Below are 15,895 nucleotides of genomic sequence, written 5' to 3'. Positions count from 1 at the left end.
CTGGTCCTCGCTACTCCTCGCACGATTCCGCTCCCTCCGGTGCGGCCACGCCCAGCAGCTTGGCCGCCTCGGCCGTGGACGTCTCCGGTGACGTCAGCTGCGTCCAGTGGGCCTTGACCCGCGCGGAGACCTCCGCCCGCGGGCGGGCCGTCAGCTCACGCACGACGGTCGTCTGCTGCGCCGTCAGGGACATCCCGTCGGTGGGCGTCAGCACCACGCCGGACCCGGTGACGCTGTCGTCGAGGCGCACGTCGCCGAAGGTGGACAGGGGTGTGGGGTCGGTGCCCAGGACCAGCCACATGACCGTCACCGCCCGGGCGCCGCACATCTGCTGGGCCGCGTCCTCCGACCCGGCGACCAGGACCGAGGCGACGCCGACCGCGAACTCGGGGACGCGGTTGCCGCCCCATCGGGTGCCGACGGTGACCTCGGCCGGGGTGGTCGAGGAAGTCAGCGAGGTGTCGGCCTCCACGCCGCCGCTGGTGTCGATGCGTTGCCGCACCGTCAGCGGGATGCGCGCGGCGGTGCCGCCCGCCGCCGACCGGACGCGGTCGACGACGCGGGCCCAGTCGTCGCGCACGCCCGTCCACTCGGGGAAGGCACAGTACGTCGACCCGCCGTACGTCGTGCACGACTGGACCTTCCGGGGCGTCGTGGACGCCGTCGTCCGCGCCGCCTCGAGGGCCGCCGTGTCACGCGGGAACTGGCCCGCCACGCCGGCCGCGGTGGCGGCGAGGGCCAGGACGGTGGCCGTCCTGACGGCACGGGTACGCCCGCCGGAGAGCAGGAGTGCCGCGCACATCAGCAGGGCGCACAGTCCGGCCAGGTAGAGCGCGTGCCAGGCGGCCGGGCGGCCGAGCAGGCCGGAGGGGACCGGGTCGCCGCCGGTGATGTCGGAGACGACGATCGGCGAGAGCCACACGGCCCATGTGTCGTCCGCGCCGGCCGCCGAGGCCATGACACCGCCCACGTACACCACCACTACGAACAGCATGGGCACGAAGGGCAAGGGCAGCAGTCGCGCCAGCAGCACGCCCGTGACCCCGGCCAGCAGGACGGTCAGCGGGCCCGCGGCCAGTTCACCGACGGAGCCGTGGCCGATCGCGCCGGGCTTCAGCGCCTCCCGGGTGAACTCCACGCCGACGACGATCGCCGTGATCACGGCGCACGGGAGCGCGGAGAGCAGGTGGGCGAGGGTGCGCCGCCAGGGCTCCATGGCCAGGACGTCGAACTGCTGGACCGTGCCGTGTCGGCGGGAGCGCAGGACGGCCGCGTTGGTGCAGACGAGCAGCGCGATGGCGAGCAGCAGCGACGGTGTCTGGGTGCCGCGGTCCACCACGGAGAGGACGGGGTAGTCGTCCATGCCCTCCTGCCGCGTCATGCGCAGGGCGATGAGGCCGGCGTAGAGGACGGAGAAGAACAGCACCGGGATCTGGAAGAAGAGCTCGCGGGCCTCGAAGCGGGCCAGGGCGAGGACCGCGCCGGCGCGACGGGAAGGACGGGGAGCGTCGGGGAGCGCGGCGGCGGACGCGTCGACGGGTGTGATGGTGGCGCTCACGCGGTCACCGTCCTGTCCTCGCCGTCGAGAGCGAGCAGGTAGCCGTCCTCCAGGGTGGGTTCGAGGAGGTCGGCGCCCTCCGGCGGGTCGCCGATGTTGCGGAAGGCGCCGGATCCGGTGCGCCAGCCGGCCAGGGCTTCCGGGTCGCGTTCGGTACTGCTCCAGACCCGGCCGTCCGCGCGGGCGGTCAGCTCGGCGGGGGTGCCTTCGAAGCGGACCCGGCCGCCGGCGAGGACCACGACGCGGTGACAGAGCATGGCGACGTCCTCCGTCTGATGGGTGGACAGCAGGACGGTGCGGCCCTCACCGGCCTCGGCGACCAGCTCTCTGAAGCGCATGCGCTGTTCGGGGTCGAGTCCGACGGTCGGCTCGTCCAGGACGAGGAAGCCGGGGTTCCCGACGAGCGCGGCGGCCAGGGCGACGCGCTGCCGCATACCGCCGGACAGCCGCTTGATGCGCTTGCCGCGCACGGCGGACAGGTCGACCACCTCCAGCACGCGCCGGACCTCCCGGTGCCGTGCGCCGCGGTCGGTGAGCTCCTTCAGGATGGCCACGTAGTCGACGAACTCGAAGGCCGTGAAGTCCGGGTGGAAGCCAGGGGCCTGGGGCAGGTAGCCGAGGTCGCGGCGCAGGGACAGACGGCCGGTCGCCGTCGCCGGGTCGTGGCCCAGGACGGTGAACTCGCCCCGGTCGGGCGGCACGGCGGTGGCCAGCACCCGCAACAGGGTGGTCTTCCCTGCGCCGTTGGGCCCGAGCAGACCGGTGACGCCCCGGGCCAGCCGCAGCGACACGCCGTCGAGGGCGTCGGTGCCGCCGTAGCGCAGGGACAGGCCGGAGGCCGTGACGGTGGTGGGCGCGGTGGTGGGCGCGGTGCTCATGGGGTGCTCCTGGTGGTCCGGTCGGTCGGCGGGAGGGGCAGGGGCGGGGGCGGGGTCACGGGGCGCCCCCGTCCGGGAAGCCTCCGACGGGACGGACGTCGAAGCGGTCGCGGGTCTGGTGGAGCAGCACGGCGGCGAGCACCGCGACCGCCGCCGCGGCCGACTGTCCGCCCGCCGTGAACGGGGCGAGCGTGCCGTCGCCGTGGGCCTGGGTCTCGGCCACCACCAGCAGCGTCAGCCAGACGGCGCCGACCAGGGCGGGCGCGAGGGCCGGGCCCAGCCGTGGGGTGAGCGCCAGTCCCGTCGCGGTGAGGGCGAGCGCGGGCAGCAGCCAGGTCAGGGCCAGCAGCCCGTACCCCGGCAGGGCGAGCGTCGCCAGGCCGTTGCACACCAGGCCCGCGGTGAGCACGGCGACCGTGCGGATCATCAGCAGCCGGAAGCCGTGCATCGGGGCGACGAGTGCCATCTCGTGCGTCGGATCGAGCACCGGGCCGTAGGAGAGGGCGACCCCGGCGAGCGGGAGGAGCGGGGCGAGGGCGAGGAACAGCGCGGGCCGGTCCACCAGGTGGACCGCGAGGACGGTCATGACCAGCAGCGACACCACCGACAGCAGCCAGGAGCGGCGCAGCACCGGGGTCGCCGTGAGCAGCCGCGCGGTGTGGTCGGCCATACCGAGCCGCACCAGCAGCCGCTCGCTCAGGGCCGGCCTCGGCGCGTCCAGTTCGGCGTCCAGCCGCTCCCAGCCGGCGTCCAGCGCGACCGGGTCGACGGCGCCCGCGAGCCGGTCCCGGCACCGCGCGCACGCCGTGAGATGCGTGTCGGCGGACCACAGCAGGGGCGGCGCCAGTTCGCCCCGCGCGTACGCGCGCAGGTCCTCTTCTGCCACGTGCCACGTCATGCCAGCGCCTCCCGCAGTTGCTTGCGGGCCCGCAGCGCCCGCGTCTTGACCGTGCCCGCGGGGATGCCGAGCAGGACGGCAGCCTCCCGGGTGGTGAGTCCGTCGATGACGGTGGCCTGGAGGACCGCCCGCAGCTCCGGCGAGAGCCGGGTGAGGGCCCCGGCGAGGTCCCCGTGCTCCACCCCCGCGAGCACGCGGTCCTCCGCCGACACCTCGTCGCGGTGCCGCAGCCGGGCGAGCGCCTGGCGCAGACGGCCGCGCGCGCCGTCGCCCCGCAGGGCGTCGACCAGCCGGCGGGCGCCGATGCGCCACAGCCAGCCGGCGGCGTCCTCGGAGGCGCCCTCCTGCCGGTAGCGCGCGCTGCCCCGCCAGACCGCGAGGAACGTCTCCTGGACGACGTCGTCGACTATCCCCGCGTCGGCGCAGCGGCTGCGCATACGCGCGGTCAGCCACGGCGCGTATCGCCGGTACAGCTCCTCGAAGGCGTGACGGTCCCGGTCTGCCGCGATGGCCCGCAGCAGCTCCGCGTCACTTCGCGTTTCGCTCACATCCCCTCATCGGACGGGCCCCGCCGATCGGTTCACGGTTCGCCGCACGATTTTCACGCCTCCGCGACCGGCCCCGTTTCTTCCGTCCGAGGTACCGGTGAGTCACCGACCGCTCCCGCCACCCCCCGCCGTCCCCCGCCCTCCCTCCCCCCTCAAGACACCGCTTGACGCACCCACCCCCCTTGCACCACCCTTTCACTACTCAATTAGTGAAAGGGTGGTTGTCGAAGTGGTCGAATACCGCATCGACCGGCACAGCGGCGTGGCCACCTACGTCCAGATCGTGCAGCAGACCAAGCAGGCCCTCCGCCTCGGCCTGCTGCGCCCCGGCGACAAGCTGCCCACGGCCCGCGAGGTCGTCGAGGCGACCGCCATCAACCCGAACACCGTGCTGAAGGCCTACCGCGAGCTGGAGCGCGACGGACTCGTCGAGGCCCGCCGCGGCCTGGGCACCTTCGTACGGCGCGGGCTGAGCACCGCTCCGGCCGACTCGCCCCTGCGCACGGAGCTGGACGCGTGGGCGGACCGGGCGCGCGAGGCCGGCCTGGACCGCGACGACGTGGCCGCGCTCTTCACCGCCGTACTCGACCGGCATTTCGCCGCACACCCCGCCGGTCACGAGCCCGATCGCGACCGCACACCCAACCGCACCACCGAAACCACCACCGCCACCGCCACCGCCACCGATACCGACACCGACACCGACACCGACGACAGCAACGGGAACGGCAACGGCAACGGCAGGTCCGACGACCGTCAGCACGCCCACGACCAGCACTCCCAGGGGGACGCTTCATGACCGACACCGCCATGGCGGCAACCGCGCTCGGCAAACGCTTCGGCCTCGGCCGGCGCCGGGGCTGGGCGCTGCGCGACTGCGCGTTCCGGCTGCCGGCCGGGCGCGTCTGCGCCGTCGTCGGGCCCAACGGAGCGGGCAAGTCCACACTCCTCGCCCTCGCCGCCGGACTGCTGGCCCCCACCGAGGGAACGGTCACCGTCCTGGGCACGGACCCGGCGTCGGCACGCGCGCGTGTCGGCTACGTGGCCCAGGACAAGCCGCTGTACCCGCAGCTCACGGTCGCCGAGACGCTGCTCGTGGGCGCCGATCTCAACCCGGGCCGCTGGGACGCCGAAACCGCCGAGCGGATCGTTTCCGCAGGCGATCTCGACCCCAAGGCGCGGATCCGCTCCCTCTCCGGCGGGCAGCGCACCCGCGTGGCCCTCGCCCTGGCCCTCGGCAAGCGGCCCGAACTGCTGCTCCTGGACGAGCCGATGGCCGATCTCGACCCGCTCGCCCGGCACGAGCTGATGGGCACCCTGATGGCGCAGGCGGCGCAGCACGGCACGACGATCGTGATGTCCTCGCACGTCGTCGCCGAACTGGAGGAGTCCTGCGACCGCCTCCTCCTGGTGGGCGGCGGACGGATCCGCCTGGCCGGGGAGATCGACGACCTGCTCGCCGCCCACGCGCGCGTGCACGGGCCCTCGGACTCCGTGGACCTGAGCCGGCACACGGTCGTGGAGTCCCGCGTCACCGGACGCCAGCTCACCGCGCTGCTGCGCCCGACCGGCCCCCTCCCCGAGGCCTGGCACCCCGCTTCCCCGTCCCTGGAGGAGCTCGTCCTCGCCTACCTCCGCAACCCGCAGGCGGACTCCCTGGTCCCCGCGCCACCCGCGGACGACGAGAAGACCTCACCCGCGGGAGCCGAGAAGGACAACAAGAAGAACGGGGAGAACGAGAAGAACGGGGAGAACGAGAAGAACGGGGAGGACGCCGCATGACGACCCTCGCCCCGTCCGCCGCCCCCAGCACCACCGGACACCCCGGCCCCACCCGGCGGCACCTCCGCTGGCTCCTGCGCCTCCACCGCCCCGGCCTGTACGTCTGGACGGCTCTCGTCGCCCTCCTCGCATCGGCGCTGCTGTGGCTGTGGGGACCGCTCACCGAAGCCGCCGCCGAAAGCTGGCGGCAGTACAACGCCTGCGTCGACTACGACCCCTGCGCCTACTACCAAGAGCCGATCCTGCGCTACAAGGACGTGTACGCCTACACGACCGCCGCCCTGAACGCCCTGCCCTTCCTCGTCGCCGCCTGGTCGGGCGCCGCCCTCGTCGGCCGCGAACTGGAGCACGGCACCGCGCACCTCGCCTGGACCCAGGGCCTGTCCCCGCTCCGCTGGCTGACCCTCAAGCTCGCCGTCCCGGCCGCCCTGATCACCGCCGGCACCAGCCTGCTGGTGCTGCTGCACCGCCTCGCCTGGACGGCGGGCCGGGGCCGCATCGACACCGCCAAGAGCTGGTACGACGGCCAGACCCTCCACGCCAACGGCCCCACCACGGTCGCCCTGGCCCTGGCCGGCCTCGCCGCCGGCGCCCTCGCCGGCCTGCTGCTGCGCCGTACGCTGCCCGCGCTGCTGACCGGCCTGGTCGTCACCGCCGGCCTGCGCCTCCTGGCCGACCTGGCCATGCCACACCTGTGGCCGGCCGTCACCCGCGTGACCAGCCGGGACACCGGCTACGTGTACGAAGGCCCGGTGGCCGACTCGGGCCTGGTCACCGCTTCCGGCGCGCACATCGCCGACCCCGGCTGCGGTCCGGCGTTCGCCGAGGACTGCCCCACGCTGTACGACCGGCTCGACGTCACCGGCTTCTACACCAGCTACCACCCCGAGTCCCACCACTGGCCCCTCCAGTTCACGACCTCGGCCCTCCTCGTGGCGGTGGCCGCCGCCCTCACCGTGGCCGCGTTCGTGCTGCTGAAGCGACAGACGGCCCCCTCCCCCGCCGCCGACGCCACCCGCGCGACCCGCGCCGCCCGCGCCACCCGGCAGGGGTCCGCCGTACGACCGCCTCACGGGCCCGCCGTATGACCGCGCCAGGGGACCGCCGTATGACCACCCCAGAGGCCCGCCGTATGACCACCCCAGAGGCCCGCCGTATGACCGCCGTGGCCGCAGCCGGCGCCTCCGCCAACGGCACCACGGGCCCGGCGCCCCGCCGGGACGCCACGGACCCGGCGCCCCGCCGGGATGCCACCGACCCGGCGCCCCGCTGGGGCACCGCCCGGACCGTGCTGCGGGTGCACCGCACCGCCCTCGCCGTCTGGGGCCTGGCCGTGCTGGGCCTGACCGGATGGCTGGTGTGGCTCACCGAGGTCACCGCGGACGAGGCACGGGCGCGGCGGGAGGCCTGCGACAGCACGGCCCCGGGCTGGTGCGACCCGACGTACGGCACCGGCTACGACCTCGGCAGCTCCCTCGACCTGGCCGCTCTGCTGACCGCCTACGCCTTCCTCGCCGTCGCGGCGTTCGCGGGCGGGGCGCTGATCGGCCGCGAACTGGAGCACCGCACCGCGCACCTCGCCTGGACCCAGGGCGTCTCCCCCGCCCGCTGGCTGGGCGCCAAGCTCGCCGTCGCCGCGTTCTTCATTGCCCTCGGCACGACCACCCTGGTCCTGGTGTTCCGCTGGGTCCGGGCCGCCGACGAGGACCTGCTGGTGAGCACGGGGTGGACGGCGGACCACACGTTCGCGGCCACCGGCCCGGTCACGGTCGCGTACGCCCTCTGCGCCCTCGCCCTGGGCACCCTCACGGCGCTCCTGCTGCGCCGCGCGCTGCCCGCGCTCGGCGTGTCCGTCGCCGTGACCTGGCTGCTCGGCCTCTTCCTGGCGGCGCACCGCGCGTCCCTGTGGCCGGCGGCGTCCCGCTTCTCGGCGACCCGCCCGGTCGAGGCGCCCGACTCCGCGTGGGCGCTGGAGACCGGCGCCCTGGTCCATGGCCGCCGTGTGCCGGACGTCCAGTTCTGGCGGTGCGAGAGCGCCGCCGAGGTCCGCAGCCGCTGCCTGGACGACCTGGGCGTGACCGGCTTCTACACCACCTACCACCCCACCTCCCACTTCTGGCCCCTCCAGCTCGTGGAGACGGCGATCGTCCTCGCCGTCGCCGCCCTCGCGACCACGGCGGCGTTCCGCCTGCTGAGACACCGCACGGCCTGACACGGGTTCCGCCTGGCCCCTGGAGAGAACCCACTCCCCCAAGCCCCGGGCCCAGGCCTCACGCCCCCAGGCCCCCAGGCCCCAAGCCCCCCCAAGCCCCTCGACCCCCGCCCCTCCGCTCCGGGCCGGGGCCGAGAGGCGCACTCGCCCCCACCCGCGCCCCCACTAGCCGCCCCCGCGAGCCGCCCCCGCGAGCCGCCCCCCGATATCCCACACGCCATGTCTCCGTAACCATTGGTTCAGACGACCTTGCGACGCTCGGTCAATGAACCCCGCCGTGCCCGAGGCTTCGCCACCCCCCGAGGGGAACCGCCCCGACGGGAAGGCCGCCGCGCTCCCGCCCGCACGTTCCGACGCGCCTGTGCCGGTCCTGGCGCGGAAGAATGGGTCCATGAGCCAGCACACCCAGGCAGACGTCCAGCACGCGCAGCCCTCCGTGGGCTCCATAGCCGCGCACCGCCCGCACACCGTGGCCGCCGTGGTCTCCGACCTCGAACCCGACATCGACGCCGATCTCGACGCGTACGAGGAGTCCCGGGAGGACGGGGCGGAGCTGCCGCAGGGTCGTTTCCTCGACCGGGAACGCAGCTGGCTCGCGTTCAACGAGCGCGTCCTGGAGCTCGCCGAGGACCCGAACACGCCCCTGCTGGAGCGGGCGAACTTCCTCGCCATCTTCGCGAGCAACCTCGACGAGTTCTTCATGGTCCGGGTGGCCGGCCTGAAGCGCCGTATCGCCACCGGCGTCGCCACCCGCTCCGCGTCCGGCCTCCAGCCCCGCGAGGTGCTGGAGATGATCTGGGCCCGCTCCCGCGAGCTGATGGCCCGGCACGCCGCCTGCTACCACGAGGACGTCGCCCCCGCGCTCGCGGAGGAGGGCATCCACCTGGTCCGCTGGAGCGAGCTGACGGAGAAGGAGCAGGCCCGCCTCTTCACCCTGTTCCGGCACCAGATCTTCCCGGTGCTGACCCCGCTGGCGGTCGACCCGGCGCACCCCTTCCCGTACATCTCGGGCCTCTCCCTCAACCTCGCCGTCGTCGTCCGCAACCCCGTGAGCGGGCACAAGCACTTCGCGCGCGTCAAGGTGCCGCCGCTGCTGTCCCGCTTCCTGGAGAGCTCCCCCGGCCGGTACGTCCCCCTGGAGGACGTCATCGCCGCCCACCTGGAGGAGCTGTTCCCGGGCATGGAGGTCCTGGAGCACCACGCCTTCCGGCTCACCCGCAACGAGGACCTGGAGGTCGAGGAGGACGACGCGGAGAACCTGCTCCAGGCGCTGGAGAAGGAGCTCATGCGGCGCCGCTTCGGACCGCCGGTGCGCCTGGAGGTCGAGGAGTCGATCGACCGCGAGGTCCTCGACCTGCTCGTGCGGGAGCTGAAGATCACCGAGGCGGAGGTCTACCCGCTGCCCGGTCCCCTGGACCTCACCGGCCTCTTCCGCATCCACGGCCTCGACCGGCCCGAGCTGAAGTACCGCAAGTTCATCGCCGGCACCCACCGCGACCTCGCCGAGGTCGAGTCCGCCTCCCCGCCGGACATCTTCGGCGCCCTGCGCAACCGGGACGTGCTCCTGCACCACCCGTACGACAGCTTCTCCACCTCCGTCCAGGCCTTCCTGGAGCAGGCGGCCGCCGACCCGGACGTCCTCGCGATCAAGCAGACCCTGTACCGGACCTCCGGCGACTCCCCGATCGTCGACGCGCTCATCGACGCCGCCGAGTCCGGCAAGCAGGTCCTCGTCCTGGTCGAGATCAAGGCCCGCTTCGACGAGCACGCCAACATCAAGTGGGCCCGCAAGCTGGAGGAGGCGGGCTGCCACGTGGTCTACGGCCTGGTCGGCCTGAAGACCCACTGCAAGCTGTCCCTGGTGGTCCGCCAGGAGGGCGAGACCCTCCGCCGGTACAGCCACGTCGGCACCGGCAACTACCACCCGAAGACGGCCCGGCTGTACGAGGACCTCGGCCTGCTCACCGCCGACCCGCAGGTCGGCGCGGACCTCTCCGACCTCTTCAACCGGCTCTCCGGCTACTCCCGCCGCGAGACCTACCGCAGGCTGCTGGTCGCCCCCAAGTCGCTGCGCGACGGCCTGATCTCACGGATCAACAAGGAGATCCAGCACCACCGTGCCGGACGCCCCGCCTACGTCCGCATCAAGGCCAACTCGATGGTGGACGAGGCCATCGTCGACGCCCTCTACGGGGCGTCCCGGGCGGGTGTCCCCGTCGACGTCTGGGTGCGCGGCATCTGCGCGGTGCGCCCGGGCGTGCCCGGCCTGTCGGAGAACATCCGCGTCCGCTCGATCCTCGGCCGCTTCCTCGAGCACTCGCGGGTGTTCGCCTTCGGCAACGGCGGCGAGCCCGAGGTGTGGTTCGGCAGCGCGGACATGATGCACCGCAACCTCGACCGCCGTATCGAGGCCCTGGTCAGGGTCACCGACCCGGCTCACCGCGCGGCCCTGAACCGGCTGCTGGAGACCGGCATGTCGGACACCACCGCCTCCTGGCACCTCGGCCCGGACGGCGAGTGGACCCGGCACGCGACCGACGGGGACGGCCAGCCCCTGCGCAACGTCCAGGAGATGCTCATAGACGCCCGGAGGCGCCGGCGTGGCACAGCGACACCATGACCTTACGGGCCCCACGGCCGGGTCCGTGACGACGGGGGACGCCCTGGCGGCCTACCTAAGGGCGCAGGCCACGGAGTTCCTCCGCGCCCTGCGCCTGCACCGGGAGGCCGGCGGCGGCGCGGCGAACGGCGCCCCCGGCGTCACGGGCTCCGCCGACGCGACCACCGCCCTGCGCCGCTCGGCCCGCCGCATCAGCGCCAGCCTGCACACGTTCCGGCCCCTCCTCGACCCCGGCTGGTCCGAGGAGATCCGCCCCGAACTGGCCTGGCTCTCCGGCACCCTGGCCCTCGAACACGCCTGCGAGGCCCGTCTGGAACGCCTGCTGCTGGCCCTGCACCGGCTGTCGGGCGCGGCGGCGGTCCCGACGCAGCCGGCAGGGACGGGCAGCCCCGCGCGCCCGCCGGGAGCGGAGGCGACGGCCGGCGGCGCGCCCGCACCGGTCTCCCTCGTCTCCGCCGGAGCGGCCCGCCGAGCCACCGGCGCTGCCGCCGCTGGCCCTGCCGCCACCGGCGCCGCTGCCGCCGCCGCGCAGAAGCCGCCCGCCGGCAACGCCGGACACCCGGCGCGCCCGGCCGCCCCCGACCGCGGCAACCTCACCGTGGGCGCGGCCAAGGCGGGCGCCCTCCTCGACCGCCAGCTCACCCTGGCCCGCACCCGGGCCCACTCCACCGCCCTCCAGGCGCTGGGCTCGAGCCGTTTCCACGCCGTGGCGGACAGGGTCGCCGTCCTGGCCAGCGACGTCCCCCTCACGCCCGCCGCCGCGAGCACCGATCTGCGCACCCTCGCCGCGGCGGCGGAGGAGCGCCTCACGGACGCGGCCGGCGCGCTGCCCCTCCTCACCGCGGGCCACCCGTACAACGCGGAGGCCCTGATCCACGGCCTGTCCCCGGACCCCGCCCCGCACCCGCAGGACGCGCCCTGGCACCAGGTCCGCCTCCTGCTGCGCCTGCACCGCTACGCCCTAGAGGTCCTGCGCGGCGACATCCCGCCCGACACGCGGCTGCTCGCGGCCGGCCAGGCCCTGGACCGGCACCGCGACGCCTCCGAGGCGGCCGCCGCGGCGGCCCAGGCGGCGCGCACCCCGCGCATCGCCCCGGCGACGGCGTACGCGCTCGGCGTGCTCCACGCCGACCAGCGGCACGAGGTGGAGGCGGCACGGTACGCCTTCCAGCGCTCGTGGCAGAAGCAGACCTACGGCACGACCACGCCGTAACCGACCGACCCGACCGATCCGACCGACCCGACCGACCCGGAGGCGGTGCCCCGGTGGCATGTCCCGACGACACCCCGGTCCAGGCGGCCGGCTGCGTCCTGTGGCGCCGCTCGCCGGTCGACGGCGGGCTGGAGATATGCCTGGTCCACCGGCCGAAGTACGACGACTGGTCGCACCCCAAGGGCAAGCTGAAGCGTGGCGAGGAAGCGGCGGCCGCCGCGGTGCGCGAGGTGGCCGAGGAGACGGGCTGCACCGCCCGACTGGGCGCCCGGCTGCCCACCCTGCGCTACCTCGCGCAGGGCCGCCCCAAAGAGGTCCACTACTGGGCCGCCGAAGCGGTCTCCGGCACCTTCACCCCGAACGACGAGGTGGACCGCGTGCTGTGGCTCCCCCCGACGGCGGCCGGAAGCCGCCTCACCCAACCGAGGGACCGCACCCTCGTCCCCGCCCTGCTCACCGCTCTGCACCTGATCTAGCCACAGCCCACTCATGGCAACCGTTCCTAATCAGTGAGCGGGAGTGAGTCGTGGACCCAAACCTGCGCATCTGGCGCATCCCGAACGGTTGTGGATGCGCTGGTCGCCCGCGTTCGCTCCGCATCCGGCGGCACGCATCCTGTGCGTGGTCCGGGAATGCGGGGGCGGGGTTCCTCGCGCCTCCGGGCTCCGTGTCCGGCCTGGACGGTCCGATGCCCACGGCGATCGCTCTGGTCGTTGTGGGGCGGTGCCGTCCGCCGCCGGATGCGGTGTCCGAGGGCGCGTCGTCCGATCGTCACGGCAGCGCTGTCGTGACGGGTGGTCTTGCGGGTCTTCGAGGTAAGGGGCTTTTGCCAGTGCTCGGCGCCCCAGCGGGAGGTGTACGCCGGATCGACGGCCACGATGGTGATGCCGAGTTCGGCGGCCATACTGACGAGCCGGGCGCGCAGCCTGGCGACGGGCATGCCGGAGATGAGTTTTCTGAACCGTTTGCGGCGGCCGTGCTTCTCGCGGGTTTTCTCGGCGGTGAAGTCGAGGTCTTCGACCGCGATGGACAGGTTGTGCCGTGCGGCCCAGTGCAGGAGCCGGGTGAGGGCGTGCCGCACCTGGGCGTCGCGGTGGTTCGCGCTGCCGGACAGGTCGTAGGAGAAACGGCGTGGCTCACCCACCGGGTTTCCGTGCTCGTCCAGCCGCCAGGCGGCCAGATGATCGGCGTTGGTGTCCACACCGATCAGGCCACCGGTGCGGACCTGGGCCAGGGACATGGCCGAAGTCGGCGGGATCGTCCACGACGCGGTCAGGTACCAGCGGTCCCGCTCTACGTCGAGGTGGATGCGGTAGGCCACCGCCCGGTTCGCGCCGACGCGGTCGGCCCATTCATCGCCCCGGTGCCGGAAGACCACGCGTGAGGCCAGGACATACCGGCCGTGCCCGCTGTTGGCCAGATGCGCCAGCGGCGCGGGCAGCTTGATGCTGACCTCGCCGTCCGGCGTGACGCGGATCGTCTCGTTGCCGAACCGCTTGCCGGACTCGCCGTCGGCGGCGAGGAACAGGCGTTCGGCCTCCCAGCGCCTACGCCACTGCTCAGCGGTGAGCTGCGCCTTGTCCAGGTGGTGGCGGGTGTTGAGCAGGCCTTTGCCGCCTCGTGTCACCCGGACACGCCCGGCCTCACGGTCGGCCCGCTCAGTGGTCAGCCGGTCCTCGAGCACATGCAGGCGCCGTTTCTTGGCGAACCACTCGTGTGCGCTGCGGTAACCGCCCGGAGCCCGCTTGCTGCCCTTCTGTCCGACCGGCAGGGACAGTCGGTGCGTGATCGTCCGGATGCCCGCTTCCAGCCCTTGGACGTGAGCAAGCTGAGCGCGGCGGCAGAGCGCCCACTGATCATGGCTGGCCTTGGTGATCGACCCGGCCCACCGCGACGACGACTCTTGCGTCAGGGCTCGCTTCCGCTCGGCCCACGTGTCCGTGGAGTGCCGAAGCCCATCAGCGCACCTGCGCTTGAGGTCTTTCGAGGCGAGGGAGCCGAGATGCGCGCCGACCAGGCGCAACACCGTGTCATCCTTGCTGGTGAGGTGTTTGAGGCTGGTGCGGATCGCGACACCGTTCGGCCCTGGAGCAACGAACGGCGGATCGATCGTACGCAGGTCAGCCATGCTCGGCGGCCTCCAGGGCCTTGCGGGCGCGGTTCTTCGCCGACCGGCGCCCGTACAGGCGGGCACAGAACGAGGTCAGCACCTCCACCATGTCCCGCACCAGATCGTCTTCGACCTCGCCGTCGTCCAGTACGACCAAGCGGCGCCCGGTCGCGGAAAGGGCGGCCTCGACCAACTCGACGTTCATCCGGCCGAGACGGTCCTTGTGCTCCACCACCACCGCCTGCACGGCAGGATCTGCAAGCAGCCGCCTGGCCTTGGAACGGGCGCCGTTCATACCGGAGGCGATCTCGGACTCCACCCGCACCACCCGATGGCCCGCGGTGGCAGCCCACCGGGCCAGCCGGGCGACCTGACGCTCCAGATCACCCTTCTGATCGTGCGAGGAGACGCGGGCGTACAGACCCAGCCCGCCGACTGCCCCGGGCATGGCGTCGGCCCCCACGTTCACGAGGATCGTGCGCGGACCAACCCGCTGAGCCGGCACCGGCAGCGTCCCCTCACGGAACCAGCGATACGCGGTCTGCGGATGCACACCCTGCTTCTTCGCCCACTCCGTCAGATTCACGCTCTGACAACGACACTCACACACGCACGGTTACGCTCACTCACCCGACCTCCAAGGCCAGCAGTTGAAGACCCCCTGCACCACACCGTGTCCTCGACGTGAGCGTTCCGTGACCTAACCGCACCGTCCACAGGGGTTCACCTCGCGTTCACGTGTGCCCGTAGGCGGCTTCACCTGATCTGCCTAATTTCGGCCTTACGCGGTACGCAACGCGCCCTCACGGACGCGTCCGCGCCACCCAGATCTCGCGCACGCCGCCGGAATCAGGACGGCGGCTCCTGGAAGGATCTCCCTCAAGTGAAGCTTCAGCGCATGAACCGGCGGGCCCTCACCCTCGGTGCTCTCGCCGTCTCCGGCGCCCTGGCCCTCACGGCGTGCGGTTCCGACGACACCGGGTCGGACAGCAGCGGCGGCACGTCCTCCGCGGCCGCCGCGGCGGGTTCCATCAAGTGCGACGACGCCAAGGGCCAGCTCCTCGCCGACGGCTCCTCCGCGCAGAAGAACGCGATCGACGCCTGGGTGAAGAACTTCACCCAGGCCTGCAACGGCGTCCAGGTCAACTACAAGGGCTCCGGCTCCGGCGCCGGCGTCACCGCGTTCACCCAGGGCCAGGTCGCGTTCGCCGGTTCCGACTCCGCGCTGAAGTCCGAGGAGATCGAGGCCTCCGCCAAGATCTGCTCCAGCGGCCAGGGCATCGACCTGCCGATGGTCGGCGGCCCCATCGCCGTCGCCTTCAACGTCTCGGGCGTGGACGACCTCACCCTGGACGCCGCGACGATCGCCAAGATCTTCAACGGCAAGATCACCAACTGGAACGACGCCGCGATCAAGAAGCTCAACCCCGACGCCGAGCTGCCCGACCTCAAGATCCAGCCGTACCACCGCTCGGACGAGTCCGGCACCACGGACAACTTCACCAAGTACCTGATCGCCACCGCCAAGAGCGACTGGCCCTACGAGGGCGGCAAGGCCTGGCAGGCCAAGGGCGGCCAGTCCGCCGCCGGCTCCTCCGGTGTCGCCCAGGGCGTCAAGCAGACCAACGGCGCCATCGGCTACATGGAGCTGTCGTACGCCAAGGACGGCCTCGGCACGGTCGCCATCGACACCGGCGCCGCGTCCCCGGTGAAGGCCTCCTCCGACGGCGCCACCAAGGCCATCGCCGACGCCAAGGTCGTCGGCACCGGCAGCGACCTGGCGCTTCAGATCAACTACGGCACCACGGCCGAGGGCGCCTACCCGATCACCCTGGTCACGTACGAGATCGTCTGCGACAAGGGCAACAAGGCCGACACCCTGCCCGCCACGAAGGCGTTCCTGCGCTACATCGCGAGCGAGGAGGGCCAGGCCATCCTCTCGGGCATCGACTACGCGCCGATCCCCGACGCCATCATCACCAAGGTCCGCTCCACCATCGAGGGCCTGAGCTGAGCTGAAGTGGTGCGGTCCGGCGCCGGGGGAACCCGGCCCGGGCCGCGCCGTCCGGTGCACCG

The 15,895-nt window shown here is 73.1% G+C and carries 13 protein-coding genes and 1 pseudogene; 8 read left to right on the top strand and 6 right to left on the bottom strand.

Features of this window, described 5'->3' with window-relative positions:
* Nucleotides 1-10 precede the first annotated feature (10 nt).
* Genes ACFYWQ_RS31755 through ACFYWQ_RS31740 form a run of 4 tightly spaced genes read right to left on the bottom strand, consistent with a single transcriptional unit; the run spans nt 11 to nt 3,882 of the window.
* Nucleotides 11-1,558, bottom strand: coding sequence for an ABC transporter permease (locus tag ACFYWQ_RS31755; protein WP_389521176.1), 1,548 nt, complete (start codon nt 1,556-1,558; stop codon nt 11-13).
* A complete protein-coding gene (locus ACFYWQ_RS31750; protein WP_389521174.1) occupies nt 1,555-2,436 on the bottom strand; it encodes an ABC transporter ATP-binding protein in 882 nt (293 codons plus the stop codon). The genes ACFYWQ_RS31755 and ACFYWQ_RS31750 overlap by 4 nt, the downstream gene beginning before the upstream one ends.
* A 55-nt stretch (nt 2,437-2,491) precedes the next feature.
* On the bottom strand, nt 2,492-3,334 hold the full coding sequence (locus ACFYWQ_RS31745; RefSeq protein ID WP_389521172.1) for a zf-HC2 domain-containing protein: 843 nt from the start codon (nt 3,332-3,334) through the stop codon (nt 2,492-2,494).
* Nucleotides 3,331-3,882: an RNA polymerase sigma factor gene (locus ACFYWQ_RS31740; RefSeq protein ID WP_389521170.1), complete on the bottom strand. Its 552-nt coding sequence runs from the start codon at nt 3,880-3,882 to the stop codon at nt 3,331-3,333. The genes ACFYWQ_RS31745 and ACFYWQ_RS31740 overlap by 4 nt, the downstream gene beginning before the upstream one ends.
* 229 nt (nt 3,883-4,111) lie before the next feature.
* On the opposite strand from ACFYWQ_RS31740, the pseudogene ACFYWQ_RS31735 reads away from it, so the two are divergent.
* The 7 genes and pseudogenes from ACFYWQ_RS31735 to ACFYWQ_RS31705 all read left to right on the top strand — a co-directional run.
* A pseudogene (locus tag ACFYWQ_RS31735) lies at nt 4,112-4,495 on the top strand (GntR family transcriptional regulator); the annotation flags it as partial.
* A 182-nt stretch (nt 4,496-4,677) separates the two neighbouring features.
* Nucleotides 4,678-5,664, top strand: coding sequence for an ABC transporter ATP-binding protein (locus ACFYWQ_RS31730; RefSeq protein WP_389521168.1), 987 nt, complete (start codon nt 4,678-4,680; stop codon nt 5,662-5,664).
* Entirely contained in the window at nt 5,661-6,752 is a 1,092-nt protein-coding gene (locus ACFYWQ_RS31725; protein ID WP_389521166.1) for an ABC transporter permease, read from the top strand. Before ACFYWQ_RS31730 ends, ACFYWQ_RS31725 begins: the two co-directional genes overlap by 4 nt.
* A 20-nt stretch (nt 6,753-6,772) precedes the next feature.
* The gene (locus ACFYWQ_RS31720) at nt 6,773-7,876 is read left to right on the top strand and encodes a hypothetical protein (protein ID WP_389521164.1); all 1,104 of its coding nucleotides are present in this window, start codon (nt 6,773-6,775) and stop codon (nt 7,874-7,876) included.
* A gap of 391 nt (nt 7,877-8,267) precedes the next feature.
* Entirely contained in the window at nt 8,268-10,496 is a 2,229-nt protein-coding gene (locus ACFYWQ_RS31715) for an RNA degradosome polyphosphate kinase (RefSeq protein ID WP_389521162.1), read from the top strand.
* Nucleotides 10,477-11,709, top strand: a complete 1,233-nt coding sequence (locus ACFYWQ_RS31710; RefSeq protein WP_389521160.1) for a CHAD domain-containing protein — start codon at nt 10,477-10,479, stop codon at nt 11,707-11,709. The genes ACFYWQ_RS31715 and ACFYWQ_RS31710 overlap by 20 nt, the downstream gene beginning before the upstream one ends.
* Before the next feature lie 53 nt (nt 11,710-11,762).
* Nucleotides 11,763-12,185 (top strand): NUDIX hydrolase, encoded by a 423-nt coding sequence (locus tag ACFYWQ_RS31705; protein ID WP_389521158.1) that lies wholly within the window; start codon nt 11,763-11,765, stop codon nt 12,183-12,185.
* 26 nt (nt 12,186-12,211) lie between these two features.
* Here ACFYWQ_RS31705 and ACFYWQ_RS31700 read toward each other — a convergent pair whose 3' ends face one another.
* Entirely contained in the window at nt 12,212-13,837 is a 1,626-nt protein-coding gene (locus tag ACFYWQ_RS31700) for an IS200/IS605 family accessory protein TnpB-related protein (RefSeq protein WP_389521156.1), read from the bottom strand.
* Complete coding sequence (locus ACFYWQ_RS31695) at nt 13,830-14,405, bottom strand: IS607 family transposase (protein WP_389521154.1); 576 nt, start codon at nt 14,403-14,405, stop codon at nt 13,830-13,832. The genes ACFYWQ_RS31700 and ACFYWQ_RS31695 overlap by 8 nt, the downstream gene beginning before the upstream one ends.
* Before the next feature lie 297 nt (nt 14,406-14,702).
* Here ACFYWQ_RS31695 and pstS point away from each other — a divergent pair, with 297 nt between their 5' ends.
* Nucleotides 14,703-15,833 carry a phosphate ABC transporter substrate-binding protein PstS gene (gene pstS / locus ACFYWQ_RS31690; protein ID WP_389521152.1) on the top strand — a complete coding sequence of 377 codons (1,131 nt, stop codon included), beginning with the start codon at nt 14,703-14,705 and terminating at the stop codon, nt 15,831-15,833.
* Nucleotides 15,834-15,895 lie beyond the last annotated feature (62 nt).

The sequence above is a fragment of the Streptomyces sp. NPDC003247 genome, from assembly GCF_042888135.1.
Classification (GTDB): Bacteria; Actinomycetota; Actinomycetes; order Streptomycetales; family Streptomycetaceae; genus Streptomyces.
This window is presented reverse-complemented; position numbering and strand designations above follow the sequence as displayed.